At 60.2% G+C, this 26,269-nt stretch carries 27 protein-coding genes; 17 read left to right on the top strand and 10 right to left on the bottom strand.

Going from position 1 to position 26,269, the window contains the following annotated elements:
- Positions 1-239 precede the first annotated feature (239 nt).
- The 5 genes from rpsA (at position 240) to PAE61_RS10415 (ending at position 3,894) form a co-directional block, all read left to right on the top strand.
- Positions 240-1,919 carry a 30S ribosomal protein S1 gene (gene rpsA, locus PAE61_RS10435; protein WP_271112330.1) on the top strand — a complete coding sequence of 560 codons (1,680 nt, stop codon included), beginning with the start codon at positions 240-242 and terminating at the stop codon, positions 1,917-1,919.
- Between the two features lie 175 nt (positions 1,920-2,094).
- Positions 2,095-2,379: an integration host factor subunit beta gene (gene ihfB / locus PAE61_RS10430; protein WP_271112329.1), complete on the top strand. Its 285-nt coding sequence runs from the start codon at positions 2,095-2,097 to the stop codon at positions 2,377-2,379.
- Positions 2,380-2,418: 39 nt separating this feature from the next.
- Positions 2,419-2,820, top strand: coding sequence for a LapA family protein (locus tag PAE61_RS10425; protein ID WP_271112328.1), 402 nt, complete (start codon positions 2,419-2,421; stop codon positions 2,818-2,820).
- Between the two features lies 1 nt (position 2,821).
- Positions 2,822-3,454 carry a phosphoribosylanthranilate isomerase gene (locus PAE61_RS10420; protein WP_271112327.1) on the top strand — a complete coding sequence of 211 codons (633 nt, stop codon included), beginning with the start codon at positions 2,822-2,824 and terminating at the stop codon, positions 3,452-3,454.
- Positions 3,451-3,894, top strand: coding sequence for a GNAT family N-acetyltransferase (locus PAE61_RS10415; RefSeq protein WP_271112326.1), 444 nt, complete (start codon positions 3,451-3,453; stop codon positions 3,892-3,894). Before PAE61_RS10420 ends, PAE61_RS10415 begins: the two co-directional genes overlap by 4 nt.
- Positions 3,895-3,910: 16 nt before the next feature.
- On the opposite strand, the gene PAE61_RS10410 is transcribed toward PAE61_RS10415, so the two are convergent.
- Positions 3,911-4,423 carry a hypothetical protein gene (locus tag PAE61_RS10410; RefSeq protein ID WP_271112325.1) on the bottom strand — a complete coding sequence of 171 codons (513 nt, stop codon included), beginning with the start codon at positions 4,421-4,423 and terminating at the stop codon, positions 3,911-3,913.
- A 133-nt stretch (positions 4,424-4,556) separates the two neighbouring features.
- On the opposite strand from PAE61_RS10410, the gene PAE61_RS10405 reads away from it, so the two are divergent.
- The gene (locus tag PAE61_RS10405) at positions 4,557-4,970 is read left to right on the top strand and encodes a SufE family protein (RefSeq protein ID WP_271112324.1); all 414 of its coding nucleotides are present in this window, start codon (positions 4,557-4,559) and stop codon (positions 4,968-4,970) included.
- A 2-nt stretch (positions 4,971-4,972) separates the two neighbouring features.
- Here the strand turns inward: PAE61_RS10405 and PAE61_RS10400 are convergent, their stop codons facing one another.
- The 3 genes from PAE61_RS10400 to PAE61_RS10390 all read right to left on the bottom strand — a co-directional run bounded on the left by PAE61_RS10400 (position 4,973) and on the right by PAE61_RS10390 (position 7,895).
- Positions 4,973-5,722 carry a sulfite exporter TauE/SafE family protein gene (locus tag PAE61_RS10400; protein ID WP_271112323.1) on the bottom strand — a complete coding sequence of 250 codons (750 nt, stop codon included), beginning with the start codon at positions 5,720-5,722 and terminating at the stop codon, positions 4,973-4,975.
- A 48-nt stretch (positions 5,723-5,770) separates the two neighbouring features.
- Positions 5,771-6,040, bottom strand: coding sequence for a hypothetical protein (locus PAE61_RS10395; protein ID WP_271112322.1), 270 nt, complete (start codon positions 6,038-6,040; stop codon positions 5,771-5,773).
- Between the two features lie 64 nt (positions 6,041-6,104).
- Positions 6,105-7,895 (bottom strand): nitrite reductase, encoded by a 1,791-nt coding sequence (locus PAE61_RS10390; protein ID WP_271112321.1) that lies wholly within the window; start codon positions 7,893-7,895, stop codon positions 6,105-6,107.
- A 160-nt stretch (positions 7,896-8,055) separates the two neighbouring features.
- Here PAE61_RS10390 and PAE61_RS10385 point away from each other — a divergent pair, with 160 nt between their 5' ends.
- From PAE61_RS10385 to PAE61_RS10345, 9 genes are all read left to right on the top strand, one after another.
- On the top strand, positions 8,056-10,170 hold the full coding sequence (locus PAE61_RS10385; protein ID WP_271112320.1) for a NosR/NirI family protein: 2,115 nt from the start codon (positions 8,056-8,058) through the stop codon (positions 10,168-10,170).
- Positions 10,167-11,366 (top strand): NnrS family protein, encoded by a 1,200-nt coding sequence (locus PAE61_RS10380; protein WP_271112319.1) that lies wholly within the window; start codon positions 10,167-10,169, stop codon positions 11,364-11,366. Before PAE61_RS10385 ends, PAE61_RS10380 begins: the two co-directional genes overlap by 4 nt.
- Positions 11,363-12,274 (top strand): FAD:protein FMN transferase, encoded by a 912-nt coding sequence (locus PAE61_RS10375; RefSeq protein ID WP_271112318.1) that lies wholly within the window; start codon positions 11,363-11,365, stop codon positions 12,272-12,274. Before PAE61_RS10380 ends, PAE61_RS10375 begins: the two co-directional genes overlap by 4 nt.
- A 74-nt stretch (positions 12,275-12,348) precedes the next feature.
- Positions 12,349-12,801: a c-type cytochrome gene (locus PAE61_RS10370; protein WP_271112317.1), complete on the top strand. Its 453-nt coding sequence runs from the start codon at positions 12,349-12,351 to the stop codon at positions 12,799-12,801.
- A 10-nt stretch (positions 12,802-12,811) separates the two neighbouring features.
- Complete coding sequence (locus PAE61_RS10365) at positions 12,812-14,200, top strand: cbb3-type cytochrome c oxidase subunit I (RefSeq protein WP_271112316.1); 1,389 nt, start codon at positions 12,812-12,814, stop codon at positions 14,198-14,200.
- Positions 14,201-14,203: 3 nt separating this feature from the next.
- Positions 14,204-15,022 carry a CbbQ/NirQ/NorQ/GpvN family protein gene (locus PAE61_RS10360; RefSeq protein WP_271112315.1) on the top strand — a complete coding sequence of 273 codons (819 nt, stop codon included), beginning with the start codon at positions 14,204-14,206 and terminating at the stop codon, positions 15,020-15,022.
- A 69-nt stretch (positions 15,023-15,091) separates the two neighbouring features.
- Positions 15,092-17,029 carry a nitric oxide reductase activation protein NorD gene (locus PAE61_RS10355; protein ID WP_271112314.1) on the top strand — a complete coding sequence of 646 codons (1,938 nt, stop codon included), beginning with the start codon at positions 15,092-15,094 and terminating at the stop codon, positions 17,027-17,029.
- Positions 17,026-17,577, top strand: a complete 552-nt coding sequence (locus PAE61_RS10350) for a cytochrome c oxidase subunit 3 (RefSeq protein WP_271112313.1) — start codon at positions 17,026-17,028, stop codon at positions 17,575-17,577. The genes PAE61_RS10355 and PAE61_RS10350 overlap by 4 nt, the downstream gene beginning before the upstream one ends.
- A gap of 8 nt (positions 17,578-17,585) precedes the next feature.
- Positions 17,586-17,837 (top strand): cytochrome C oxidase subunit IV family protein, encoded by a 252-nt coding sequence (locus tag PAE61_RS10345; RefSeq protein ID WP_271112312.1) that lies wholly within the window; start codon positions 17,586-17,588, stop codon positions 17,835-17,837.
- A 21-nt stretch (positions 17,838-17,858) separates the two neighbouring features.
- Here PAE61_RS10345 and PAE61_RS10340 read toward each other — a convergent pair whose 3' ends face one another.
- The 4 genes from PAE61_RS10340 to PAE61_RS10325 all read right to left on the bottom strand — a co-directional run bounded on the left by PAE61_RS10340 (position 17,859) and on the right by PAE61_RS10325 (position 21,568).
- Entirely contained in the window at positions 17,859-18,584 is a 726-nt protein-coding gene (locus PAE61_RS10340; RefSeq protein WP_271112311.1) for a Crp/Fnr family transcriptional regulator, read from the bottom strand.
- 107 nt (positions 18,585-18,691) lie between these two features.
- Positions 18,692-19,090, bottom strand: coding sequence for a hypothetical protein (locus PAE61_RS10335; protein WP_271112310.1), 399 nt, complete (start codon positions 19,088-19,090; stop codon positions 18,692-18,694).
- An 11-nt stretch (positions 19,091-19,101) separates the two neighbouring features.
- Positions 19,102-21,150, bottom strand: coding sequence for a TonB-dependent receptor (locus tag PAE61_RS10330; protein ID WP_271112309.1), 2,049 nt, complete (start codon positions 21,148-21,150; stop codon positions 19,102-19,104).
- 214 nt (positions 21,151-21,364) lie between these two features.
- On the bottom strand, positions 21,365-21,568 hold the full coding sequence (locus tag PAE61_RS10325; RefSeq protein WP_271112308.1) for a dodecin family protein: 204 nt from the start codon (positions 21,566-21,568) through the stop codon (positions 21,365-21,367).
- A 177-nt stretch (positions 21,569-21,745) separates the two neighbouring features.
- Between PAE61_RS10325 and PAE61_RS10320 the strand changes: the two genes are divergently transcribed.
- Complete coding sequence (locus PAE61_RS10320; protein ID WP_271112307.1) at positions 21,746-23,086, top strand: MmgE/PrpD family protein; 1,341 nt, start codon at positions 21,746-21,748, stop codon at positions 23,084-23,086.
- Positions 23,087-23,093: 7 nt separating this feature from the next.
- Here PAE61_RS10320 and PAE61_RS10315 read toward each other — a convergent pair whose 3' ends face one another.
- The gene (locus PAE61_RS10315; protein ID WP_271112306.1) at positions 23,094-24,032 is read right to left on the bottom strand and encodes a LysR substrate-binding domain-containing protein; all 939 of its coding nucleotides are present in this window, start codon (positions 24,030-24,032) and stop codon (positions 23,094-23,096) included.
- A gap of 232 nt (positions 24,033-24,264) precedes the next feature.
- Here PAE61_RS10315 and PAE61_RS10310 point away from each other — a divergent pair, with 232 nt between their 5' ends.
- Positions 24,265-25,272, top strand: a complete 1,008-nt coding sequence (locus PAE61_RS10310; RefSeq protein ID WP_271112305.1) for a cyclase family protein — start codon at positions 24,265-24,267, stop codon at positions 25,270-25,272.
- A 68-nt stretch (positions 25,273-25,340) separates the two neighbouring features.
- On the opposite strand, the gene PAE61_RS10305 is transcribed toward PAE61_RS10310, so the two are convergent.
- Positions 25,341-26,267: a LysR substrate-binding domain-containing protein gene (locus PAE61_RS10305; protein WP_271112304.1), complete on the bottom strand. Its 927-nt coding sequence runs from the start codon at positions 26,265-26,267 to the stop codon at positions 25,341-25,343.
- Between the last annotated feature and the right edge of the window lie 2 nt (positions 26,268-26,269).

Below are 26,269 nucleotides of genomic sequence, written 5' to 3'. Positions count from 1 at the left end.
CGCGCCCGACGGAAATAATGGCGAAATCCCGCGAATTGCTGGCTTACGGGCTTGTGATCTTCGTAAATTCCGCCTATATCGCCGCGCAAGTCAATCGAACGATAACGATATGGCCATAACAGGCTTCTTCTGACGGGTCGGGCCAATGCCGCGACCCTTTGTCGTTCCGAAAGACCTCATAAAGACCGGCGGAGCCAACCGTCAGGCCAGAAAACACATGTAAAGGAAACTGATCGCTTATGGCTGAACGCGCAAGCATGGAAGATTTCGAGGCGATGCTCAATGAGAGCCTCGATATTGACACCCCCGACGAGGGTTCTGTCGTCAAAGGCAAGGTGATTGCCATCGAGGCCGGACAGGCCATCATCGATGTCGGCTACAAGATGGAAGGCCGCGTCGATCTGAAAGAATTCGCAAATCCCGGCGAAGACGCGAATCTGAGCGTCGGCGACGAAGTCGAAGTGTATCTGGACCGCGTCGAAAACGCCCGCGGCGAAGCTTCGATCAGCCGTGAAAAGGCCCGTCGTGAGGAAGCCTGGGATCGTCTGGAAAAGGCCTATGCCGAGGAAGAGAGCGTCGAAGGCGCCATCTTCGGTCGCGTCAAGGGCGGCTTCACCGTCGATCTTGGCGGCGCTGTTGCCTTCCTGCCCGGTTCGCAGGTTGATGTGCGCCCGGTGCGTGATGCAGGCCCGTTGATGGGTCTGAAGCAGCCCTTCCAGATCCTGAAAATGGACCGCCGCCGCGGCAATATCGTCGTGTCGCGCCGCGCCATTCTGGAAGAGAGCCGCGCCGAACAGCGTGCCGAGGTCATTGCCAACCTGACCGAAGGCCAGACCGTTGACGGCGTGGTCAAGAACATCACCGAATACGGTGCCTTCGTCGATCTTGGCGGCGTTGACGGCCTGCTGCACGTCACCGACATGGCTTGGCGTCGCGTCAACCACCCGTCTGAAATCCTGTCCATCGGCGAAACCGTCAAGGTTCAGGTCATCAAGATCAACCGTGACAGCCACCGCATCAGCCTTGGCATGAAGCAGCTTCAGGCCGATCCGTGGGACAGCGTTGCCGAGAAATTCCCGATCGGTTCCGTCCATCAGGGCCGCGTCACGAACATCACCGATTACGGTGCCTTCGTGGAACTGGAAGCAGGCATCGAAGGTCTGGTCCATGTCTCGGAAATGAGCTGGACCAAGAAGAACGTTCATCCCGGCAAGATCGTCTCGACCTCTCAGGAAGTCGACGTCATGGTGCTGGAAATCGACGAAGCCAAGCGCCGCGTGTCTCTGGGTCTCAAGCAGACGCAGCGGAACCCGTGGGAAGTCTTCGCCGAAACCCACCCGACCGGCACCCAGATCGAGGGCGAGGTCAAGAACATCACCGAATTCGGTCTGTTCGTGGGTCTCGACGGCGATATCGACGGTATGGTTCACCTGTCGGATATCTCGTGGGATGTCCGGGGCGAGGACGCCATTCAGGACTTCCGCAAGGGCGATGTCGTCCGCGCGGTCGTGCAGGAAGTCGATGTCGAGAAAGAGCGTATTTCGCTGTCGATCAAGGCGCTTGAAAACGAAGCGATGGCCGAGGCTGTCGAAGGCGTCAAGCGTGGCGATGTCATCACCGTGGAAGTAACCGCGATCGAGGATGGCGGGATCGAGGTGGAATATAACAGCGCAAAGTCGTTCATCCGCCGCTCGGATCTGGCCCGCGACCGTCAGGACCAGCGTCCCGAACGTTTCGGCGTCGGCGACAAGGTCGATGTGCGCGTCACCAATGTCGATGCGAAATCGCGTCGTCTGGGTCTGTCGATCAAGGCCCGCGAGATCGCCGAGGAAAAAGAAGCCGTCGAACAATATGGCAGCTCCGACTCGGGTGCCTCGCTTGGCGACATTCTGGGCGCTGCGCTGAAAAGCCGCGAGTAATCCTGCCTTCAGGACAAGATGCCTCAGCCCCCGGCGCTCCGCCGGGGGTTGTTTTTTTAAGCAATTGCGACCTAACCTCCCGTATCGTGCAACCAAATGATAAGTTTCGCGTTTTAACATCAGGCGTCGGGGCAGATGCATCGCGCTTGAGTGGTCCATTACGGTCGGGGGAAGTATGATACGGTCGGAGCTGATTCAGAAAATCGCGGAAGAAAACCCGCATCTCATTCAACGGGACGTGGATCGGATCGTCTCGACCATTTTCGATGAAATCATCGACGCCATGTCGCGCGGTGAGCGTGTCGAGCTTCGTGGATTCGGTGCATTTTCGGTCAAGAAGCGGGATGCCCGCATGGGCCGGAACCCGCGCACCGGCGAATCCGTACCCGTCGATGAAAAGCATGTTCCCTTCTTCAAGACCGGCAAGCTGTTGCGTGACAGGTTGAACGGAGACGCCTGATCTGGCAAATCGGTCAGGCACCTGATCCCGAGGTAACCCATGCGCATCATCCGCCTTCTGTTCGTCATCCTGCTGGCTGTTCTGCTGGTGGCCATCGCTCTTGCTAACCGCTCCGCCGTGACGCTGAGAGCGCTGCCTGAGACGTTCGATCAATATACGGGCGGTCCGTGGCAGATTACTCTGCCGTTGTTCCTGGTGATTTTTCTTGCGATTGTCAGTGGCATCGTGATCGGGTTCATCTGGGAATGGCTCCGCGAGGCGCATATTCGCAATGCGGCGACCCGCCGGAGGCAGGAAGTGCAGCGGCTGGAACGTGAGGTCGGAAATCTGCGCGACCGGCACAACGCCCCGAATGATGAGGTGCTGGCGATACTGGACCAGCCAAAGCTCGCCGCTTCGGCTCAGCCTGCGACGGGAACCAGCCTGCCTGCGACGCGCTGAATTGGCTCAGGTCAAGATCTGCGGGCTGACCCGATCCGAACATGTCGCCGCTGCGGTCGGGGCCGGGGCTTCTTTTATCGGTTTTGTCTTCTTTACAAAATCTCCGCGCTATGTGACGCCTGAAAAGGCGGCGGAACTGGCGCGTGAGGTTCCGCCGGGCATTGCCCGGGTGGGGCTTTTCGTCGATCCGGACGATGCGCCGCTTGAACAGGTGCTGGCAGAGGTTCCGCTGGATATCCTGCAACTTCACGGGCGCGAATCGGCTGACCGTGTTGCAGAGATCAGGCAGCGTTTCGGCCTGCCGGTCATGAAGGCGGTGGGCGTTGCCGGTCCGGACGATCTTGAGGCGCTTTGGGATTACGGGCTGGTTGCAGATCTTCTGCTGGTCGATGCCAAGGCACCGAAGGACGCCATCCTGCCCGGCGGGAACGGGCTGGCCTTCGACTGGCGCTTGCTGGTCGGGCGAAAATGGCTGACCCCTTGGATGCTGGCGGGCGGGCTGAGCGCGGATAACGTCGCCGAAGCGATCCGGCTGACCGGGGCGCGCATCGTTGATGTGTCCTCGGGCGTCGAATCGGCTCCGGGGGAAAAGGATCCCGAGATGATCCGCCGCTTCGTCAGCGCGGCCTCATGATCCGCTTCCGCCCTGCAACGCGTGACGATATTCCCGCCATCATGGCGCTTCTTGCGGATGATATGCTGGGGAAAACACGCGAGATGCCCGATCCGGCCAGCTATTATGCCGCTTTCGATGCAATCTCGGATGAGCCGCAGAACATGGTTTATGTGGGTGAGCAGGCCGGGCAGGTCGTGGCGACCTATCAACTGACGATCATCTCCGGGCTTTCATTGTCGGCCAGTCGCCGGGCGCAGATCGAGGCCGTCCGCGTCGATGCATCGCTGCGTGGGCAGGGCGTAGGAGCCACGCTGATGGTGGATGCCGAGAGGCGGGCTTGCGATGCCGGGGCGAAGCTTGTGCAACTGACCAGCAATGCGGCACGGGAAGATGCGCATCGCTTCTATGAGCGGCTTGGCTATGCGCCAAGCCATATCGGTTTCAAGAAAAAGCTCTGACCCGGCGCAACCCGTCTCAGGGCCGCAGCGACAGACCGCCCGAGGCCGAGCGGATCTCGATCCCGCGCAGCCGCGACAGCTGCACTGTCGAGATCGGAAGCGCCACATTCAGAACATCCGATTCGGGACTGGCGGGCAGAATTGCCTGACCCTCCTGAGGCAAAGGCGGATTGCCGATCAGCACCAGCCGCAGAATGCCGTCATCATCGGGACGCAGTTGCTCGGCGGGTTGCGGTCGCTCGGTGATCAGTTCCAGCCCCCACCAGCCTTTTACCGGGGCAAACGCACGCACCAGCAGCAACTGGCCTTCATTCAGTGGCTCAAGCTCTGCCGACAGAAGCTGGGGAACCGGCTGGCGTGGATCATCCGAACGGGTAACCCAGCCTTCCTCAGGCTCAAGCGTTGTCGGCTCACGAGAGCCGCCGCCGAACCAGCCGAACGGATTCATCCCGCTATCGCTGCCGAAACGGGAACAGCCGCTGACGGCAAGAACGGCACCAAGGGTCAGGGCGAGTGTCGCGATGCGCATGATTTCTCCGGCAATTGTACTGGGCCAGTGATAGGCGATAGGCAGGCGGGGCGCAAAGCCTTCTTGTCATACGCCCCTTTGACCTTCCCTGCCCGGCGCGATAGCAGGGATGCGCCGCCAAGGAGGGCGCCTGATGACCACCGAAGCCTTCGAAGACATCGTCGAGACATTCGCGTTCCTGGATGACTGGGAAGATCGCTATCGCCATTTGATCGAGATCGGCAAGGATATGCCGCCGATGGATGCGGCGCTTCAGACGCCCGCCAGCAAGGTCGATGGCTGTGCCAGTCAGGTCTGGATCGTGCCGGTGGTCAGGGATGGCAGCTTCGATTTCATCGGTGACAGCGATGCGCTGATCGTGCGCGGCCTGATCGCGGTGGTTCACGCGCTCTATGCTGGATTGCCGGTGGGAGATGTAGAAAAGGTTGATGCTTCCGCGCAGCTTGCCCGGCTTTCCCTGAATGAGCATCTGTCGTCTCAGCGCTCGAACGGTTTGCGGGCGATGGTGGCGCGGATCCGCGAGCACGCGGCTGCTGCAACGGCGTAGCGTCAGGCCACCAATCGCCAGAAGAACACGGCGGTCATTCCGAAACCGACCACTGCGATCAGCATACGCAGGGTCTGAACAGGAATCCCGCGCGAAACCGGTGCTCCGGCAAGCCCTCCGATTATGGTCCCCGCGCTCATGACCAGAGCAGGCACCCAGACGATCTTGCCGCCCGAGGCGAAGATCACCAGAGAGACCACCGACAGGGCGAAACTCAGCCAGCTTTTCAGCCCGTTCATCGCATGCAGATTTGTCATGCCCCACATCGCGAACAGGGCCAGAAGCACGATTCCCAATCCGCCATTGAAGAACCCGCCATAGATCGCGACCGGCACCATGCTGCCTGCGCCGAATGCGGTCACGGCCCCGCGTCTCTGCGCCGCCCATTCGCGGATCTGCGGCCCTTTCAGAAACACAACCGTCGCGCCCAGAAGCAGGAACGGCACCAGCACCGCGAAGGCTGCGTTAGAGGAAATCAGCAGCAACAAGGACCCGATCGCGCCGCCGAACATGGTCCATCCGGTCAGGCGCAGCAGCAAAGGGCGCTCGATTTCCGCGATATCGCGGCGAAAGCCAATGGCTGCGGCAAGATATCCCGGCATTGCCGCGACAGTGGATGTGGCATTCGCTGCGATCTCTGGCACGCCGGTAAAGACGAGCGCCGGAAAGGTAATGAAAGTCCCTCCGCCCGCAATCGCGTTGAGAAGCCCGCCGACAATTCCGGCGACAAAGATCAGAATCAAATCAGCCATGAAGCGGAAGCTTGCATGCCCATCTTCTATTGGAAAGCGCGAAAATACTTATCCGGCAGCACGATCCAGCAGAGATCTCAGCCAGAGTGCAGCGGCATAATCGGCGGGCAGGGCAATCACGAGTGCCGCCAGAAGCGCGGAAACCGGCGACAGGCTGCCTAGGCCGAGCCATGTCCCGATCAGTGCCAGCATGAAGAGATTGATCCAGACCGCCAGCAGCACGAATGGATAAAGCAGCAGGCCGAGCTTCCACAGCGGCCAGGGCGCGTCATGATCCGGGTGTGGTCGCGGTTCGGTATGGGGCTTCTGTGTGGTCATGTGGTTCGGGCCGTTTGAACAACAGCGGAAGGGGCGCGAGAGACGGCGCCCCCTCCCGGGGAAATCAATAGATATCCTGTTGGGTGTTTTTCACATTGAACTTGCCCGTCGGCGTGATCAGGCGCGGATCCTTGATGACTTTCACCAGTTCCAGTGTTTCGTCATTGATGACAACAATGGCCGATTCCATGTCCTGAGCGTTCCAGACCGAGAACCAGACTTCGGTGCCGTCCTTGTTGAACTCTCCCTGAACGACGCGGGGCTGACCCTCGGTAATCTCGGCCATCTCCGCAATGTTCAGCGTGGTGTATTCGGGTTCCGTTTCCGGGTCGTCGTCGAATTCGTCGATATTGAAAACGGCGACAGAGCCGGAAATTTCGGCGTCCGGGTTCAGTGTCGCGTCGACATAAAGATGATTCGAGCCGGGATAGGTTTTCACGAACAGGGAACCGCCTCCAAGCGCATAGAAGCTGTCGACGATCTTCCATGCCTGATCGGGATGCCCTTCCGGATCGGTGCCGATCAATGCCACCGATTCACCGCCAAGATGCGAAGTTGCCCAGACCGGACCATAGACCGGGTGCTCGATATTCGCTCCGCGACCCGGATGCGGCGTAATGCCGCCCGTATCGGTGACGGCTTCAAGTGTGCCTTCCTTGGTGTCGATAACCACCAGCCTGTCGCGGGCATTTGCGGCAGTGATGAAATAGCGCCGCGTACTGTCCAGCCCGCCATCATGCAGGAAGCGTTCGGCATCGATCTCGGTGATCTTCAGGTTCTTCAGATCGGTATAGTCGACGAGTTGGATCTTCCCGGTTTCCTTCACATTGACGATGAATTCCGGGCGGTAATGGCTGCCCAGAATCGCCGCTACGCGCGGTTCGGGGTGATAGACCTGTTCGTCATAGGTCATGCCGCGCGTCGAGACGATGCGCAGAGGCTCCAGCGTGGCGCCGTCCATGATCACGTATTGCGGTGGCCAATAGGCCCCGGCAATGGCGTATTTATCCTCCCATCCCTCCATTTTCGAGGTTTCGACCGAGCGGGCCTCGGACCCGATCTTGATTTCGGCCACGACCGAGGGATCTTCCATCCACAGGTCGATCATATCCACCTTGGCATCGCGGCCGATCACAAAGAGATAGCGCCCGGATGCGGACATGCGGCTGATATGCACGGCATAGCCTGTGTCCAGCACCTTCCTGATTTCATAGGTGCCGCCATCGATCAGCGCGATCTGTCCGGCGTCGCGGAGAGTGACGCTGAACAGATTGTCCAGATCCCAGTCATTCATCTTTTCGGTCGGGCGATCTTCCGGCGGGACATGGACGATCCAGCTTTCCCGCATCTCGGGCATGCCCCATTCCGGCGGGCTGGCCGGGTCGAGCATGATGTATTTCGCCATCATATCGACCTGCTCAGGCGTCAGATCGCCGGATGTTCCCCAGTTGGGCATCCCTGCAGGCGAGCCGTAATTGATGAAGCTTTGCAGATATTCGAAACCCAGTTCGCGGGTCAGGTCAGGGGTCAATGCCTTACCGGTCGCGCCCTTGCGCAGCACGCCGTGACAGCCTGCGCAGCGCTGAAAATAGATCTCGTTCGCCTCGTTGAATTCCGCCTGAGTCAGAGGCTCGACCCCTTCCGGTGCGCCGGGTACGGGTAATTCCTCTTCAGCCAGAACGTCCAGCGAAGGCTGATACTGATCCTGTGGCTGGGTGGTGTGATCCTCAAGCTCGGCCTGCGGCGGCTGGTCGGCGGTGTCCTGTGCTAACGCGCTGCCGGTCATGCCCAGAATCAGGGCAAGTGCTGCGGATGCAAACAGGGTACTGCGAGTGGATATATGCTGACATGTCATGCTGGCCTTCTCCGTGTTCAATAGGCTCATGCCTTCGCGCGCATCCTGTCCGTCTTAACGCCTAGAAGAGCACGGCTCTGCCTGCCTTGACTGTTGTTAAGGCTGTGACAGCCGGACAGCGGCACAAGCGGAAAAGGGGTTTCTGACGGACGTGCCACCGATGCGGATCAGGGTTTCCAATTGGCTGAAGGCTGCGGCATTTGCGGTTCTGGCGATGTTCGCGGGTCCGTTTGACGGGAACGCTCAGCCACGCGTCAATCAATCTGCGCCCGGTATCGGAGTGGCCCGGTTGACCGCCGAACAAGCGGCGGCGCTGTTCGGTCTTGGCACCGATTTTCCCCGTCTGATCCGTCAGGATAGCCCGGTTCCCGGCTGGACGGTCAGCCTGAACGGGCAAGATATCGGCATGATCGGTTCAACATGGGAGCTTACCGGCTCGACCGGGTATTCGGGAAAACCGCTCGATGTGCTTGTGGCGGTTACGCCTGAGGGGCTGATTGCCGGGGCTGAACTGATACGCCAAAGCGAGCCGGTCCTGACGCTCGGCATATCCGAGACAGATATTGCCGCCTATATCGATGGCTTCGGCGGTGTTGATCTGATCCGTCCTGATGATGCGACGCCGGGCAGGGATCCGGACCTGCCGGATGTGATTTCTCGCGCGACGGTCTCAACGGGCGTGATCCGTGATGGCATCCTGCGCACCGGGAGAGTTCTGGCGCAGGCGCAGGGTCTGGGGCAGGGCGCGATCGACCGGGTCAGCTATGCTCCCGCGGATTGGCGCGGACTGGTGGCAATGGGTGCTTTTGGGCACAGCACTCTGACAATGGCTCAGGCTGCACAGCGTTTTGCCGCCGCCAAAAACCCTGTGACGCCGTCCGACGCGCCTTTTATCGACCTCTATGCCGGGCTGATCGACACGCCCATGATTGGCCGCAACCTTCTGGGGCAGGAAGAGTTCACCGCCCTGACCGGACCTCTGAGACCCGATGAGGCGCTTCTGGCGGTCATGTCGCAGGGGCTGCACTCGCATCGCGGGACAGCATACCGTCAGAGCGGCATGTTTGACAGGATCGAGTTCGTGCAGGGCAATCTGCGTATTCGCCCGACGGTAGAGCAGGCCACCGCGATCACGGAAATCGCGCTTTCCGATGCGCCGGATTTCCGCGAAATCTCGGTGTTTCGGGTGAATGCCGATCCCAATACTGGCGGTATAGACCCGGGCCGGCCCTTCGACGTGGTTGTCACCGCAAGCCGTCCCTCGCTCAGCGGGGATGAGATCCTGCTTGAGGTTGCCGCGACGGTGTCCTTGCCCCCGGAGTTCCTGAACCAGCCCGCCGAGCCTGCGCCGCTTTGGATCGAATTCTGGATGGAAAAACAGCCCGGCATCGCAATTGTTGCGGCGATGCTGGCTGTATTGGGGCTGATCCTCTTCGGACAGGAATGGCTGGTCAGGCGCAAGAGATTATGGCGGGTCACGCGGATTGGCTTTCTTACGGCGACGCTGTTCGTTCTGGGGTGGGGGATCAACGGTCAACTCTCTGTGGTGCAGGTCGTAGCGTTCCTGAATGCGCTGTTATCCGGTTTCCGCTGGGAAAGTTTTCTGATCGAGCCGATCATCTTCCTGCTGTGGTCTGCGGTTGCTCTTGGCCTGCTGTTCTGGGGGCGAGGCGTGTTCTGTGGCTGGCTCTGCCCGTTTGGTGCGCTTCAGGAGCTGACCAATAATCTGGCGCAGCAGCTTGGCCTGCGACAAATTGCCGTTCCTCAGGCGCTGCATGAGCGGCTATGGGTCATCAAGTACACGCTGTTTGTCGCGATTGTGGCGCTCAGCTTCTACAGTATGGAAAAGGCGCTTATTCTCGCCGAGGCAGAGCCGTTCAAGACAGCAATCTCGATGCGGTTCATGCGGGCATGGCCGTTCCTGCTTTTCGTGGCGGCGATCCTGATTGCGGGTCTGTTCATCGAGCGGTTTTATTGCCGCTATATCTGTCCGCTTGGCGCGGGTTTGGCGATTCCCGCCAAGCTGAAGGTGTTCGACTGGCTGAAACGGCGACCCCAATGCGGGCGCGAATGCAGGCTGTGCGAGACAAGATGCACAGTTGGCGCAATAGACCCGTTGGGACGGATCAACCAGAATGAATGCGTTTTATGCCTGCGCTGTCAGGTCATCATGAATGACAGCGAAACCTGTCCCGTCCTGAAGCGGCGGGCGCGAAAATCCCCGCAAGCCTCAAACACGCTGACACAATCGACACGTTCAGAGATGGCAACATGAATATGAAACAGGGCTCCCATCTGTTCGAAGCAGGCTGGCGGGCGTTTTTCTGGGCTGCCGGGATCTGGGCCGTCCTGTCGATGCTGATCTGGGTGATCTGGTTTGCATCCAGCCAGTTCAGTCAGCCTGGCCTGCCGGGGCCTGGCATGCCGCCTCAACTCTGGCACGCTCATGAGATGGTGTTCGGCTATGCGACGGCTGCGCTTGGCGGTTTCTTTCTGACCGCGGTGCCGAATTGGACCGGCGCAAAAGCCGCGCCCCGTCGGTTTGTTGCGATGGTATTCGGTCTCTGGCTGGCGGGCCGTGCGGCGGTCTATCTGTCGGGGATATTGCCGCCTGTGCTGGTTGCGGTCGTCGATCTGGCATTCCTGCCGGTGCTGGCGGCAAAGATATTGACGCAGCTTATGGCCCGGCCGAAGCCTCAGAACATGATGTTCCTGCTTTTGCTGAGCATGGTCTGGCTGTCGAATCTGATGGTGCATCTGCAATGGATCGGCCTGACCGGCACCGAGTATCAGGGATTGCGCGGCGGGCTGCTGACGATCTGCGCCATGATCGCCGCGCTTGGCGGGCGGATCATTCCGGCCTTCACGCGCAATGCCCTGATCCGCGAGGGCCGTGAGGAGATCCAGCCTGTCAGCCATAAACCGCTTGATCTGGCAGGGACGGCCCTGCCAATCTTGACGGCATTCTCGGTAATTATCGGAATGCCGGACATGCTCAGCGCCGTGCTGGCAATCGTTGCGGGACTTGCGGCTGCCGCCCGGCTTGGTCTCTGGCGCGGCTGGTCCATGCGGCATCAGCCGATCGTCTGGGCCTTGCATCTGGCCTACGCAATGCTGTCCCTTGGCCTGTTCTGCTGGGGGCTGGCGCTTCTTGGCATCGGGTCCGAAATCGGAGCGTTGCATATTCTCGGGATCGGCGCGATTGGCGGTATGACCCTGGCGGTGATGAGCCGTGCGAGCCTCGGCCATAGCGGACGCCCGCTTCATGCTCCGGCAATGGTGGCTGTCGCCTACGGGTTATTGCCGGTTTCCGTTTTGCTGCGCTGGATGGCCTCGGAATTCTCTGCCTTGTACGCGGTCGGCGTCATTGCTTCGGGACTGATCTGGATCGTTGTTTTTATCATGTATCTGTTTGCGTTATGGACAATCTTCTTTGGGCCTCGCGCGGAAGGGCAACAGGTTCCGCCATGATTTCCAGACGCCGCTTTCTGATCGTTTCCGCGTCTTCGCTTGCCGCGCCCCGGGCCGCCCGCGCATCGACATCGCAGGTCTGGCGCGGCATGGCGATGGGGGCGGCAGTCACTCTGCGCGTCTCCGGGGCGACGAACCGGCAGGCGCGTGCGTTTTTCGAACGTGCCGAAGCTGAACTGATCCGTGCCGAGCGGCTTTTCTCGCTGTATCGGGACTCGGATCTGACGCGGTTGAACGGAAGCGGTGTTCTGCGGAACCCCAGGCCTGAAATGGTTGAGATGATGGCGCTGAGTGCGCGGCTGAATACGGCAACCGACGGCGCTTTCGATCCCTCCGTTCAGCCGGTCTGGCTGGCGCGTGCGCAAGGGCGGGATGAGCAGGCGGTCCACGAACTGACCGGCTGGCAAAAGACCGAGTGGTCTGCCGATGAAATCCGGCTGCCCCGGCGCGGAATGGGTCTGACCTTTAACGGCATCGCACAGGGTTGGGTCGCGGATCGCCTTGCGCAGGCTGCTGTTTTGTCCGAACTGCCGGATGTGTTGATCGACAGCGGAGAATTGCGAGCTGTCGGGCCGCAAGGTTGGGATACCGGCATCGCCGATGCGCATGGGCATCTGGTGAAAAGGCTGACGCTGAGGGAACGGGCTTTGGCGAGTTCTTCTCCGATGGGAACGCGAATCGGTCCGGCGGGCGATCTGCCGCATATCGTCGCGCCGGGCGGAGGCGAATGCCGGTACGAAACCGTGTCCGTCAGCGCCCCTGCCGCTGTGCTGGCTGACGGATTGTCCACCGCGTTCTGTGTGATGGAGCCTCAGGCCATTCATGCGGCGCTTGGATCGTTTCCCGGCTGCCGTCTGGAATTATTGAACGAATGGCACGCGAAATCCGCATCTCGGGCCCGGCTTTGACTTCACTCAAGGACTCGTGAGCGCATCGGGTCCAGTTCAGGAACTCTCGCAACCTGAACGAAGGGACCGTTGGCATGAGCGATATCATGACCAAGAGCATGGCCCGGAACGTCTTTTATGGTGGGTCGCTGTTCTTTCTGGCGATCTTCGGCGTTCTGACCGTGCACAGCCATCTCTACGCACGCAATGTTGCTGTCGACAAGGACGGGCTGACGGAAAGCGTCGCCGCCGGCAAGCATGTCTGGGAAAAGAATGTCTGCATCAATTGTCACACATTGCTGGGTGAGGGGGCCTATTTCGCGCCCGAGCTTGGGAATGTGATGATCCGTTGGGGTGTACAGGACGATCCCGAGGCGGCGAAGGACGCGCTCAAGACATGGATGGACGCGATGCCGACCGGCATCGAGGGCCGCCGGCAGATGCCGCAGTTCAACCTGACTGACGAGGAATATGAAGACCTCGCCAATTTCCTGCTCTGGACCAGCAAGATCAACACCCAGAACTGGCCGCCCAACGAGGCAGGCTGAGGGGGATGTCATGAAATACAAAACGCAGAAAATCGCATTTGCCTATTACGCCGTCGCGATGGCGCTTTTTGCCGTGCAGGTGACGATGGGTCTTGTCATGGGGTGGATCTATGTCAGCCCGAATTTCCTTGCCGAAACCCTGCCGTTCAACGTCGTCAGGATGCTGCATTCCAACAGCCTGATCGTCTGGCTGCTTCTGGGATTTTTCGGATCGGCCTATTTCCTGTTGCCGGAAGAGGCCGAACGCGAGATCCACTCGCCCTTCCTTGCCTATCTGCAACTTGCGATTCTGGTGATCGGCACGCTTGGGGTGGTGGTGACCTATGTGTTCGATCTGTTCCACGGCAACTGGTTTCTTGGCACGCAGGGCCGCGAGTTTCTGGAGCAGCCCACATGGGTCAAGATCGGGATCGCCGTCGCGGCACTGATCTTTCTCTATAATGTCACGCTGACCGTCTTGAAGGGCCGTAAGACGGCGATTTCAAACGTGCTTCTTCTCGGTCTGTGGGGACTTGCGCTGCTATGGCTGTTTTCCTTCTACAACCCCTCCAATCTGGTGCTGGACAAGCAATACTGGTGGTGGGTCGTGCATCTCTGGGTCGAAGGCGTGTGGGAGTTGATCATGGCCGCGATCCTGGCCTTCCTGATGCTGAAGCTGACCGGGGTTGACCGCGAAGTGGTCGAGAAATGGCTGTATGTCATTGTCGCCACCGCGCTGTTTTCCGGCATTCTCGGGACCGGACACCATTACTATTGGATCGGTATGCCGGGATACTGGCAATGGGTCGGCTCGATCTTCTCCAGCTTCGAGGTTGTGCCGTTCTTCGCAATGATGTCCTTCGCCTTCGTCATGGTCTGGAAAGGGCGGCGTGATCATCCGAACAAGGCTGCGCTGCTGTGGTCTCTGGGCTGTTCGGTGCTGGCGTTTTTCGGGGCCGGTGTGTGGGGCTTCCTGCACACGCTGCACGGGGTAAATTATTATACTCACGGCACCCAGATCACCGCGGCTCACGGGCATCTGGCCTTCTATGGTGCTTATGTCTGCCTCGTCGCGGCGATCGTGACTTATGCGATGCCGATCCTGCGCAACCGCGATCCCTATAATCAGGTGCTGAACATGGCTTCGTTCTGGCTGATGTCGGGAGGGATGCTGTTCATGACATTCGTGCTGACCTTTGCGGGCACGATCCAGACTCATATGCAGCGGGTTCTGGGAGATTACTACATGGATGTGCAGGATTCGCTGGTGCTGTTCTACTGGATGCGGTTCGCGGCCGGTGCCTGCGTGGTGGTTGGTGTGGTGCTGTTCATCTGGTCGGTGATGTTCCCGCGCCGCGAGATACTCCAGCCGGGTCCGGTACAGGAACATAAGACAGCTCAGGTGGAACCGGCGGAGTAAGGCATGAACGCGATGGATAAACCCGCAATGCAGAAAGACGGGGCGGCGAACGCCCCGTTCTATCTGCCCCAATCCGATGAGGTGGCCGTGTTCGAAGCAGCGGCCTCGGCTGATATGCCGGTTCTGCTGAAAGGGCCGACCGGCTGCGGCAAGACCCGCTTCGTCGCGCATATGGCGGCACGTCTTGGCCGCCGCTTGTACACAGTCGCCTGCCATGACGATCTGTCGGCAGCCGATCTGATCGGGCGTTATCTGCTGAAAGGCGGGGAAACCGTCTGGGTGGATGGACCCCTGACCCGTGCGGTGCGCGAGGGCGCGATCTGCTATCTGGACGAGGTGGTCGAGGCGCGGAAGGATGTGACGGTGGTGCTGCATCCACTGACCGATGACCGCCGTATCCTGCCCATCGACCGCACCGGCGAAGAGCTTGAGGCCGCACCGGGTTTCATGCTGGTGGCAAGCTATAACCCCGGTTACCAGAATATCCTCAAGAGCCTCAAACCCTCGACACGGCAGCGTTTCGTGGCGATGGAATTCGGTTTTCCCGAGGCTGCGCAGGAAATTCAGATCATTACCCGCGAATCGGGGCTGGATCGGGATCGTGCCGCGGCGTTGGTGCGGCTTGCGGGCAAGCTGCGCGGATTGAAGGGACAGGATCTTGAGGAAGGCGTCTCGACCCGGCTGGTGGTCTATGCCGCCACGCTTATCGCGCAGGGGATGCCGGTTTCGCGGGCCATTGATGTGGCGATGATCGAGCCGCTGACCGATGATCCCGATGTCAGGCAGGGACTGCGGGATCTGGTCGTCGCAGTTTATGGCTGATGAGGGAACCGGGGGTTTCGCACCCCCGGTCCCCCGCGGGATATTTCCGCCAGGATGAAAGGGCCGACGATGAGTGCGAACTGGCGTGATATCGAGCCGTGGGAGCCGGAAGAATCCGTTGGCAGGCTGTGGCATGCCTATGCCAGCCGGATTGATGCGCCTGCCGAATATCCCGAAGCGGCGGCTGCGCTGAATGAGATTTCCGGGAGGCTGGTCGTGCTGTTTCGCGGCCTTGGCGGCGACCCGTCGGTCGAGTTCAGGCCCGCCGCCGATCATGTCAGCCAGCATCGCGTCGGATGGCGGCGACGGCTGGGGACCGAGGCTGAAACATTGCCTCAGGCGAGCTTTGACGGGGAGGCGTTGCGGCTGCCTCAGAAGCTGGCGCTGTTTCCGACCGCTGAGGCCAATGCGGAGCTGTATCTCTGGCTGACCGCCTGTTCTGCCCATGCCGTCGTGCCGCCCTCGGGGGATCATCTGTTACAGAGCGATCTGCGGCAATTATCGGTGTCACGGCGGATGGTTTCAGCGACGCTGGATGCGGCGCCGGGTCTGCGCGGGCTGTATGAAGATCTTCGTGCGGTGGTGCTTGCGCAGCGCCCATTGCCGAAATTGCCTCCTGAGGAAGCCGCTATAGAGGAGCTTGTCAGGCATTTTCTTGGCGATGCAGCCTCGCTTTCAGTACCGGCCAGGACGTTTCTGGATGCATTGGACGATCCGTCGGGAATCCGTGCGCCCCGGGGCTACAGGTCATTCCGGCCGGTGTCACTCTGGCCGAGGGTTGAGGCCGTGTCTTCCTCGGCCAGCGATAAGGTGGAAACAAGGGAAACGGATGGCGATCCGGAGATTGCACAGGATGAGCGCATGATCCGTGCACGGCGTCGCGAGACGGATCAGGCCGGCCGCCGCGACAGTCTGATCATCCATAAATTCGAGGCGATCCTGAGTTGGACAGAGTTCCTCAACCTCAATCGTAAGATTGAGGATGACGACCACGACGATGCAAAGAAGGCTTTGGACGATCAGGAAGAACTGGGGCTCGGGCAGATCAGCAAGGCGCCTGCGACCCGGTTGAAACTGCATCTGGATCTCGCACCCGAAGATGCGGATCGCGAGGCATTGGCCGGAGAGTTCCTTTATCCGGAATGGGAGGCGCGACGCGGTGTATATCTTCCGGCACATGCGCGTGTGCTGGAGAGCCGGGCCGAGGAAGCCCTTACAGATGGCAGGCTTGATGATCCCGCCGCTCGGGCGCGTATCCGCGCTGTGCGCCGGCAATTCGAGGCGATGCGACCGGGACGGGTCGTCACCACGGCGCATCGGGATGGCGACGATCTGGATGACGATCTCGCGGTCAGATCTTTCGCGGATATTCGCGCCAGCGGTCAGGGCAGCGACAGGATCTGGCGACAATCGCGTCCCGTCGCGCGTGATCTGGCGGTGTCGATCCTTCTGGACGTCTCGCGGTCGACCGAAAGCGCGGTGACTGGCCGGGCGGTAATCGACATCGAGTGCGAGGCTCTGACGGCGCTTGCCTGGGGGCTGGTTGCCTGTGGTGACGATTTCGCAATTCATGCGTTTTCATCGCTGAAGCGCGACCGGGTGTTTGTCAGTGAATGCAAATCCTTTGGCGAAGAGATGGGTCCGGTGGTCGAACGCCGGATCGCCGGGTTGCGACCGCAATTCTACACGCGGCTCGGCGCGGGGGTGCGGCATGCCTCGGCGGGGCTTTCGCGGCAGCAGCGGAAGCGGCGCTTGCTGCTGGTCATTACCGATGGAAAGCCGAATGATCTGGATCACTATGAGGGACGGCACGGAATCGAGGACAGCGCCCGAGCGGTGCGCGAGGCGCGGCGTGCGGGACATGCGGTCTTCGGGATCACTGTCGACCGGGACGGCAAAAGCTGGTTTCCGAGGATATTCGGGCAGGGCGGATATGCTCTGATTGCGCATCCCGACAAGCTGACGGCGGCCTTGCCGGAAATATACCGGCAATTGGTGGGCGCATGACCGGGGACCGGAGCCTTCTTGAGGAACTGCCCGGCGAGCTGATAATGTGGGTGCTGATCGTCAGTGAATTGGCGGTTTTCTGCGTTTGCCTTCTGGTCTTTCTTTCGCTTCGGCTTACCGACCCGGAGCTGTTTGCGCAGTCACAGGCGCGGCTGCATCAGGTTTCGGCCGGAGTTAACACAATCGTGCTGGTGAGCTCGGGCTATCTGGCGGCCCGGGCCGTCGCAGAGATCCGTGACGGGCATGCAGCAAAAGCGCGAAGATTTCTGCTGGCGGCGGCCGGGCTCGGGACAGTCTTTCTGGCGCTGAAGGCAGTCGAATACAGCGATGCGATCGGGCAGGGGATTGGGCTGGAAACCAACAGCTTCTTTACTTTCTACTTTCTGCTGACTGGGTTTCATGCCGCCCATGTCATTGCCGGAATCATTGTTCTGCTGATCGTTGCGTTGCGCCCGAAAGCCGAGAGCGTCGAGGCTGGTGCCCAGTTCTGGCATATGATCGATCTGGTCTGGGTGCTGCTTTTTCCGATCATCTATCTGTTGCAATGAGGCGCGGAATGATTGGCGCATGGATCCGACTGGTTGTGCTGAGCCTGATTGCGACGATGTTGGCACTGCTTCATCCAGTGCTGCCCGGGCCTTTGGCCAAAGGCAGCGGTATGGCTATCCTGATCGTCGTCTGGCTCAAGGCGAATATCATCCTGTCCGACTATCTTGAACTGCGGCAGGCACCGCGCATCCGCAGCGGGTTTCTGTTTGGGCTGAGCCTGTTTCTGATCGCTGCGACAGGGCTCTATCTGATCGGCTGAAATATTGCCGACCGGTGGATCTCACCGTTTCCAGGGTTGGCCCTTATCCTGATTTGCCAGACCCCTCAGCTTGCCGATATCGGCGATGACCGCGTGGCTTCCCTCGATATGCACCCCATGTTCCCGCAGTCGCGCAAAAGCGCGGGACAGGCTTTCCGGCTGGATTCCCAGATGACCGGCAATCAGGGTCTTGTTATAGGGCAGCGAGACGCGGCAGCTTTTATCGTCGCGATCTGCCAGATCGACCAGAAATTCGGCCAGTCGCTGTACACCCGAACGCGCTTTCAACTGCTCGACCTGCCCAACCAGCTCTTGCAAGTGAACATAGCTGGCTGAAAGCAGGCTCACGGCCAGCTCCGGATCGCTGGTAATCTGGCGGCGCAGCCGTTTGGAATCGATCTGGATAAGGGTCGTGTCGGCGATTGCCTCGGCAGAGACGGGATAGGGTTGATCGCGAAGCGCGACAGCCTCGCCGAAGCTGCGGTTACGTGAGAGGATCGAGACGACCGCCTCGGCGCCGCCCGGCGAGACACGGAACAGCTTGATCCAGCCTTCGGTGATAAGAAAGACCGAATGAGCGTGCTCTCCCTGAAGGAAAATATTTTCTCCACTGGCGAAATGTTTTTTCGTCGCACCCTCCAGAAGCCTCCGGCAAACATCGTCGGAGAGATAGCGCAGAAGAACCGAGTTCCTCGCTTCCGGAGCAATTTGGGCGATCATGATGGTTACCAGCGGATGACTGTTCACGAGACTATCATGCTACGCCATTGCTGCCGACAGCAACAGCCGAACGGCCTGTCTTTTCTCTCTCCGGTATGCCAGAATGCCGCAGCCTTGCTGAAAATGTCGCATATTCAACGAATGTCTTCTGGCGATGCATGAGACCCATCTTGCTTTGACAAGACCCGCTGCCCGGATACCGCGCACCAGAGTTGCGCATCTTCCGGGGATGCAAGCCTGTCGCATTCCGACTTGCTGCCGAGCGGAATCAGGTCGAACCTGTTCTCTCCCGCGATCCGGATACGGTAATAATGGATCAGGGCATCAGGTGGTGTACCGTGGATATATGGCGAGAAGCTGAGTTCTGTCTTGCCGCACAGCACGTAAGTCGGAGCCTGCCCGGCACTTGTCAGGATCTGCGTGACGACATCCCGCTTCGCCTCGCAGTCATCCAGGTTTTCAGCTTCTGCAAAGGCGACACTTGCCTCGCCAGGGCCGGTGCTGAAGAGGATGAGTAGCAGGGATTTCAGCATCGGATGCCGTCCTAGAAGCTCTTGGTGAAGAACAGATTGACCGAGCGTTCAGCGCCGGGCATCTGTTCATAGGGCTGATAGCTGCGATCGGTGAGGTTATTCAGTTCGGCAACCAGCATCAGCCCGTTCCCGAAATCCACGTCGCCTTTCATGTTCAGCGTGGCATAGCCGCCATATGAGCTGTTCAGCGATCCGTCCTCACCGCGCAGATCGGTCCCGCTTTCGCCGCGCAGATAGAGATCCAGATTGCCTCTCAGCGATCCCACCTGCCAGTCACGGCGTATACCGATCCGCCCCGAGGTTGTGGGTGCTCCGCTGTCGAAGGTGGAATAGCCGTTGCTGTATTCCAGTTCCCGCCGCATCAGGGCGACAGAGACATAGGGCGTCAGGTTCCAGGCGGTCAGGTGATGCTCTGCCTGAAGTTCCAGCCCCCAGCTTTTCGCGGCATCGACGTTTTCATAGGTGAAACTGCGTGGTCCCGTCGCAACCCGCGCGATATAGTCATCGGCATCGGTATAGAACAGGGCCGCGTCCACTGTGGTGGCCCCCGTATCGTAACGCAGGCCGAGTTCGAACGTAGTCGAGGTTTCCGGTTTCAGGTCAGGATTGCCGTAAATCGTACCTTCTCCGCCTGCTGCAGTGGTCAGGAACAACTGGCCGAGTGTGGGATAAATATAGCCCTGCGACAGATTGGCACGCACCGCAAGCGAATCGTCCGGCGACCAGACCAGTCCCGCCGAACCAAGCAAAAGACTGTCGCTGTTCGAGTTTCGATCATTCGCGATCCCGTCCGTGGTGCTGTCTTCATGATCCGCATCGACATCATACCAACGCGCCCCGAACGTACCGGTCCATATTTCCGAAAAACTGACCTCATGCTGAGCGAACAGCGAAATCGTCCGGATCGAGGCTTCGTCATGGCTGCTGGCAGATGTCGTGAACCCTGCGGGCGCACCCGGCGGAGTGATGGTGGTGGTGGTCGTCTTGTCGGTGTCCAGCCGGTCATCCTCGATTTCCAGCCCCGCCACGGTTCGTGTTCCCGGCCAGAGATCCATCTCGGCACGCAGGTTCAGACCGGTTGTGCGCTGTTCATCCTCGGACTCCGCCCGGACATTCAGCGCCATCGGTCCGGCCTGGGTTGACACGTTACTTATGAACTCGCGTTCGACCGTTTGATAATAAAGATCCGCGCTGAGCTGACGAAGCCAGGGCGTCACATCGCTGATCTCGTAAAAAGCCGAAATCTTCCTGAGGTCGCGCTTCGGCAGGGCAATGGAAAAATCATTCTCTTCAACAAAGACATTCGCGGAAAGGTCGTAAGCCTGCCCTCTCAGCCCGAAATACTGGTTCCCAAGCTGATAGCCGAGATGCCCGGACAGGCTGCGGTCACTGACATCAGAGGGTTTCAGAATGCCGTCCGGTGTGTGACGGTCATTCTGCTCCATCCGGCCGGCGGTGAGGCGGTAATCCATCTTGCCAGCTCCTGCCTGCACCGTTCCTGCAGCGGAAATCGAGACGCGATATCCCTCGGTTGCGGAGATATATCCCGCCGTCGTCGAAAGCGCGAAAGGCCTGTCCGCCCCTCGTTTCGTAATGATATTAATCACGCCGCCGATGGCGCGGCTGCCTGAAACGACCGAAGATGATCCGCGGACGACCTCGATCCTCTCGATTGTTGTCGGATCTATCAACACAGGCTGGCCGTAATTCGTGTGATCGGTCAGCTTCTGCCCGTCGATGAGGATTGCGACACGGCGGGAATCCTCGCCCCGGATCGAGATGCGTTCGATCCCTTCTTCCTGAATATTCACCCCCGGAATGTTGCGCATCAGCGTCGCGACCGAGACCGGCGCGGATTCCCGGATATCATCGGCACTGATGACGGAAATCGAGGCGGGGCTCTGCATGATTTCTGTCGGCAGCCCGGTTGCGACCAGTGTGATCGTGTCCAGTACGATCGGCTCGCTTTGCCCGAATGCGGCAGTCGCGTTCAGTGCGGCGCCCCATACCGCGGAACTCAGAAGAACGACACGGAACGGGAGGGGCGCGGTTCTTGCCATGAGATATCCTTTCCGGTTTTGTGAAGGGCACTGATCTGCTTCTCTGGCCTATCTGCAGCCCGCAAGGGCAGCCTTGACCCAAGTCAACGCTGATTTTTTGCCGGGGCTTTGGCCGGTATCGCGCCCTCCCTGCGCTGACCTCGCGACATAAAAAAAGGCCCCGCCCTGTCAGGACGGAGCCTTGCAGCCTGTCTGCTGCAGAAAATGCGAGGGGTCAGTCGTCGAGAACGAAAGTGACCATCAGATTGACGCGATAGCTGGTGATCTTTCCGCCGTCGCAGTCGACGGATTGTTCCTTGACCCACGCCCCTTTGACATTGCGAAGCGTGTTATTGGCGCGGTCGATGCCGGCACGAATGGCATCCTCGAAGCCGGTCGCGGATGTGGCCGAAATTTCGGTGACGCGTGCGATGGTCATGATATTTCCTCCGGTTGTAGCGTGGCACGACAACGCATCAACGGCGGGAATGTTTCATCTGGCGGGTTTCCCCGGCTTGGGCGACTGCTATCGCGCCATGCTATGACGGCGGTGCCGGTTTCCTCTGGCTCTGCGGGGGCGCATTGTCAGATGCGGGAAAGCTGTTAGGGTTTTTACATGAAATATGCACGCGAAGGCTCACTGATCGATATGGTTGTCGCTTTGGCGGCATTCCCCCGGACCGCGCTGCCGGACCGGGCAAGGCGGCTTGCGGGATTGTCGCTGCTGGACTGGATGGCCTGCGGGCTGGCGGCGGTTGATGAGCCGCTGGCGATCAAGCTGCGCAGGCTGATCGGGGATGAGGCAGGTCGTGGCGTTGCATCCGTTCTGGGTGGGCGGGCTGCTCCGGCGCGGGCTGCGGCCCTGGTCAATGGTGCCACCAGCCATGCGCTTGATTATGACGACACGCATTTCGCGCATATCGGGCATTTATCGGTCGGTATTTACCCGGCAGCACTGGCGGCGGGTGAAGAAAGAGGAGCCACTGCGACGCAGGTGGTCGATGCGTTCCTGTTGGGTGCGGAAAGCGCCATTCGCATCGGGCTGGTGCTTGGCAGTGCGCATTACAATCTGGGCTTTCATCAGACCGCGACTGCCGGAGCCTTCGGGGCGACGGTCGCGGCGGGCCGTCTCTATGGGCTGGATGAGGGGCAGATGCGGGCGGCGCTTGGTCTTTGCGCGACGCGGGCCTCGGGTCTGAAATCGCAATTCGGTACGATGGGCAAACCCTATAACGCAGGGATCGCGGCGTCGAACGGAGTCGAATGCGCCGCGCTTGCCGCTCTTGGGATGAGTTCGGCGGATGACGGGCTGATGGGCGTGCAGGGGTTCGTTCCGACCCATTCGCCGAAGCCCGATGCCAGTGCCGGACTGATGCCGCCGCCTGAAGAGGCGTTCCTGTTCGGGGATAATAAATATAAGCTCCATGCCTGTTGCCACGGCACCCATGCCATGATCGAGGCGATTATCGGCAGTGAGGATCTGAAGGGTTCCGACCTTGGCAATGTGGCAGGGCTGGAGGTTCGGGCCAATCCAAGATGGCTGCGTGTGTGCGACCTGAAAACGCCCCGTACCGGGCTTGAGGTCAAGTTCAGCTATGCCTGGCTTGCGGGAATGGCGATCCGGGGCGACCGCACCGGAGATGACGGGATCTATACCAATGAGACCGCCTCGGACACGGCGCTTGCCGATTTTGCCGGGAAGGTCACGGTGACAGGGGATGACCGGCTGAGCGATATGCAGGCCGGGCTGACGGTGACGCTGCGCGACGGAACCCGGCTTGAGCTTGCGCATGATCTGGATGCCGTGCTGCCGGAACAGATGCTGGCCGACAAGCTGCGGAACAAGGCCGAAGCACTGCTTGGGACGGCGGGCCAAACGCTGTGGCAGCGTTTTGAGGATCTGGACGGCGTCACGGCGCGTGATCTGGGTGCGTTTCTGGGGTCCCGCGAAAGCTGAGGACGCCTTATCCGGCGGGCAGATGCGCTTTCCATATCTTGCGGTCTACCAGATCGGCCACGACCTCGCGGCAGATCTGTTCCGTTCGGCGGCTGGCAACCGTCAGAGGTCGCGACGCAGAGCGCACCAGATAGATATGACGGCGAAGCTGCGGCGATCCGATTGGCGCACCGACCAGCTGGTGATCCGCCACCATATCCTGCACGGCCGCTGGAGACAGGATCGTATAGCCGGAGCCTCGCGCGACAAGCGCCTTGATCTGGCTGAGCGAGTCGATCTCGATGGCAACATTCAGCGAGAGATGCTGCATCCTTGCAATCCGCTCAATGAAGCTGCGCAGTCCGTGGCGTTCCGAGGGCAGGACAAGATCGGTTTCGGCGATCATATCCAGCCCGACAGGCTGTCCCGGTGCGGTCGGGAAGGGCCAGTCCTGAGGCGAGGAATAGAAACAAAGATCCTCGGCGACCAGAATGGATGAGCTGCAATTGCCGATATTGGTATTGTCATACAGCAGCGTCATGTCGATATCGCCATTCATCAGCCATTCCCGCAAATGCCCGGTCATGGCTTCGATCGCCCGAAACCGCACGCGGGGCATTTCCAGCCGGATCGTCTCGGCAATCGGGATCAGCAGCGCCATCGCAACAGTCGGCGGGACGCCGAACACGACCCGGCCCGAAGGTTCGGAACCTGCGCTGACAACATCGTCGCGGGCCTCTTCAAGCTGCGCTTCGATCAGGCAGGCGTGACGATAAAGCCGCTGTCCGGCCTCGGTTGCGGAAATCCCCCGAGCGGTCCTGATAAGCAATTCGACGTTAAGCTCATGCTCCAGATTGCGGACAAGCTGCGACAAGGATGGCTGCGCAACGCTGAGCGAACGGGCCGCGGCGCTGAGCGAACCGCTTTCGATAATCTCACGGAAATATCTGAGCTGCCTCGAGTCCAAATGCCGTCTTTCTCTGTGTGCAGGCTCAGGATGATCGGTAGAATTCGTTGTGGCAAGCGTGTTTCCGGGCCGGGCGGGTTGCGCAAAACGGTGGTGAGACACCGCTTTGCGGCTGCGCGGTCATTCAGGTGCCATAGCGGAAGGTTTTAGCAGGTGCAGTATTTTCATATGAGGTGATCAGCGCGGCCCGGTCCTACGATCTTCAGATATCCGGTTTTGGGGAGGAGACAGGATGGACAGGCGTATTTTTTCCGTATGTGCAGCATTGGCGGGGTCGGTTCTGGCCCTTTCTGCATGGCCCGCTCTGGCGCAGGATGCCGGTGAACAACCCGCCGCCGGGGACGCGCAGGCCGGGCAAGAGGACTGGATGACCTCGAAATGGGGTGCCGATGATGAGCTTGGTTCGGCCAATCTGATGACGCCGGACTCTGTGCTTGCGGCCGCGCAACTGGTCACCGAAGGCAAGGTCTACAGCCTTGGCATGGTGACGGGTCCCGAGACACCCGCTTTTCCGCCGCGCTCGCTGTCGCTGACCGTGTTGCAGCCCAATCAGGCGACGAATAGCGGGTTGGGCGATAATGCCTTCACCTATAATGACGACATCTTCATGGGCTGGCTGGGGATCGGGTCGCAGATTGACGGGCTTGGTCATGCCGGTGTGGATCATGTCTATTATGGCGGGCGGAAGCTGGATGATTTCGCCAAGGCATCGGGGCTGGAACAGCTTGGTCTGGAAAAACTGCCCGGGCTGGTGGGCCGGGGCGTGATGCTGGATATGGCCGCGTTCTATGGCACTGATATGGTAGATTCCGGCACGGCCTATACCGCCGAGGATATTCAGGCGGCGGCGGAACAGCAGGGTGTCGAGCTTCGTGAGGGCGATGTCTTGCTGTTCAACTCGAACTGGATGAATCTTCTGGATGGCGAAGGGGCCGATCCTGAGCGTTTCGGATCGACCGAACCCGGTCTCGGTGTCAGCGGTGCGGAATATCTTGCCGATCTGGGCGTAATGGCCGTTGGGGCCGACACATGGGGGCTTGAGGTCGTTCCCGCCGAGACGGAAGGCGAAGCGTTCCGCGTTCACCAGATTCTGCAACCCGAGAACGGGATTTATCTGCTGGAGAATATGGATACGCGGGAACTTGCCCGCGATCAGGTCCATGAATTCCTGTTCGTGCTTGGGCAGGCGCGTGTTCAGGGCGCGGTGCAGATGATCATCAATCCCATCGCGATCCGCTAGGATACTTCCCCGACTGGCGGGCGGCCCGGGAGTCGCCCGCCGTTTTTTTTCAGCCTTTCCGGTTGGCCTCAGGTCAGTGTGCCTTCCCAGATCCCGCGCCGCACCAACTCGCGTGCGACATCCAGCGTCACATCGCGAACCGAACGGCAGGCGCGGGTGGTGATGCGGGCCGGGTCGTAAACAAGATAGACCGGACGCGTAATCTCGGGCTCGACGATGGGCGCACGCAGCAACTCGCCCCGTGCCACGAAATCCTGAGCCGCGGCGGGTGCGAACATTGTATAGCCCGAACCACGCGCGACCAACTCCTTGATCTGTGTCAGCGCGTCCATTTCGATGACCACCCGAAGCTGCACATCGTTCTCTGCCGTGGCGCGGTCGATCAGGCGGCGCAGACCGTTCGAGGGAAGGATCATGTCGAGCCCCTCAAGCTGGCGCAGCGGAACCGGTGTACCCGGCGGCGTGTCCAGCGGCCAGGCATCCGGGGCGGAGTAGAACCAGATTTCCTCGCTCAGCACATGTTCGGCGCTCAGCCGCGTGGCGTCTTCGAGATCATAGAGGAACGCCATATCGACCGTGGCATCCATCATCCAGTTCTTCAGATACCCGCTCATTGCCTCGATGGCGCGGAGTTTCACCTCCGGCAGATCGACGCGCACGGTTTCCGCCAGCGGCACCGACATCACCATCGACACCGAGGGCGGCATTCCAAAGTTCACCTGACCGCGCACGGAGTTGCCGATTTCGCGCATATCCGCGATGCAGCGGTCCAGATCGTCGCAGATCTTGCGGGCATGTTCCGAAAGCGCCAGCCCCTCTTCGGTCAGGGCCGCGCCCCGCGATGAACGGTCCAGCAGACGAACGCCCAGTTCTTCTTCCATACGCTGGATGTGAAGTGAAAGCGAAGGCTGTGCGACGCCAACCGCCTGCGCGGCTGCCGAAATCGAGGGTGCATTCGCGATCGCGAGGAAATAGCGGAGCTGTCTGATATCCATAG

This window comes from Paracoccus aerodenitrificans (assembly GCF_027913215.1).
GTDB lineage: Bacteria > Pseudomonadota > Alphaproteobacteria > Rhodobacterales > Rhodobacteraceae > Paracoccus > Paracoccus aerodenitrificans.
The sequence above is the reverse complement of the archived record's forward strand: the minus strand, read 5'-3'. Positions and strand labels throughout refer to the sequence as shown.

Bases quoted from the DNA above. Each gene is read 5' to 3' on its own strand.
- PAE61_RS10310 (WP_271112305.1), top strand. From the start codon at position 24,265: ATGGACAGGCGTATTTTTTCCGTATGTGCAGCATTGGCGGGGTCGGTT.
- PAE61_RS10345 (WP_271112312.1), top strand. From the start codon at position 17,586: ATGATTGGCGCATGGATCCGACTGGTTGTGCTGAGCCTGATTGCGACG.
- PAE61_RS10370 (WP_271112317.1), top strand. From the start codon at position 12,349: ATGAGCGATATCATGACCAAGAGCATGGCCCGGAACGTCTTTTATGGT.
- PAE61_RS10330 (WP_271112309.1), bottom strand. From the start codon at position 21,150: ATGGCAAGAACCGCGCCCCTCCCGTTCCGTGTCGTTCTTCTGAGTTCC.
- PAE61_RS10405 (WP_271112324.1), top strand. From the start codon at position 4,557: ATGACCACCGAAGCCTTCGAAGACATCGTCGAGACATTCGCGTTCCTG.
- PAE61_RS10365 (WP_271112316.1), top strand. From the start codon at position 12,812: ATGAAATACAAAACGCAGAAAATCGCATTTGCCTATTACGCCGTCGCG.
- PAE61_RS10325 (WP_271112308.1), bottom strand. From the start codon at position 21,568: ATGACCATCGCACGCGTCACCGAAATTTCGGCCACATCCGCGACCGGC.
- PAE61_RS10320 (WP_271112307.1), top strand. From the start codon at position 21,746: ATGAAATATGCACGCGAAGGCTCACTGATCGATATGGTTGTCGCTTTG.
- PAE61_RS10375 (WP_271112318.1), top strand. From the start codon at position 11,363: ATGATTTCCAGACGCCGCTTTCTGATCGTTTCCGCGTCTTCGCTTGCC.
- PAE61_RS10380 (WP_271112319.1), top strand. From the start codon at position 10,167: ATGAATATGAAACAGGGCTCCCATCTGTTCGAAGCAGGCTGGCGGGCG.
- PAE61_RS10410 (WP_271112325.1), bottom strand. From the start codon at position 4,423: ATGCGCATCGCGACACTCGCCCTGACCCTTGGTGCCGTTCTTGCCGTC.
- PAE61_RS10350 (WP_271112313.1), top strand. From the start codon at position 17,026: ATGACCGGGGACCGGAGCCTTCTTGAGGAACTGCCCGGCGAGCTGATA.
- PAE61_RS10355 (WP_271112314.1), top strand. From the start codon at position 15,092: ATGAGTGCGAACTGGCGTGATATCGAGCCGTGGGAGCCGGAAGAATCC.
- PAE61_RS10395 (WP_271112322.1), bottom strand. From the start codon at position 6,040: ATGACCACACAGAAGCCCCATACCGAACCGCGACCACACCCGGATCAT.
- PAE61_RS10400 (WP_271112323.1), bottom strand. From the start codon at position 5,722: ATGGCTGATTTGATTCTGATCTTTGTCGCCGGAATTGTCGGCGGGCTT.
- PAE61_RS10305 (WP_271112304.1), bottom strand. From the start codon at position 26,267: ATGGATATCAGACAGCTCCGCTATTTCCTCGCGATCGCGAATGCACCC.
- rpsA (WP_271112330.1), top strand. From the start codon at position 240: ATGGCTGAACGCGCAAGCATGGAAGATTTCGAGGCGATGCTCAATGAG.
- PAE61_RS10425 (WP_271112328.1), top strand. From the start codon at position 2,419: ATGCGCATCATCCGCCTTCTGTTCGTCATCCTGCTGGCTGTTCTGCTG.
- PAE61_RS10335 (WP_271112310.1), bottom strand. From the start codon at position 19,090: ATGCTGAAATCCCTGCTACTCATCCTCTTCAGCACCGGCCCTGGCGAG.
- PAE61_RS10385 (WP_271112320.1), top strand. From the start codon at position 8,056: ATGCGGATCAGGGTTTCCAATTGGCTGAAGGCTGCGGCATTTGCGGTT.
- PAE61_RS10360 (WP_271112315.1), top strand. From the start codon at position 14,204: ATGAACGCGATGGATAAACCCGCAATGCAGAAAGACGGGGCGGCGAAC.
- PAE61_RS10390 (WP_271112321.1), bottom strand. From the start codon at position 7,895: ATGACATGTCAGCATATATCCACTCGCAGTACCCTGTTTGCATCCGCA.
- PAE61_RS10415 (WP_271112326.1), top strand. From the start codon at position 3,451: ATGATCCGCTTCCGCCCTGCAACGCGTGACGATATTCCCGCCATCATG.
- ihfB (WP_271112329.1), top strand. From the start codon at position 2,095: ATGATACGGTCGGAGCTGATTCAGAAAATCGCGGAAGAAAACCCGCAT.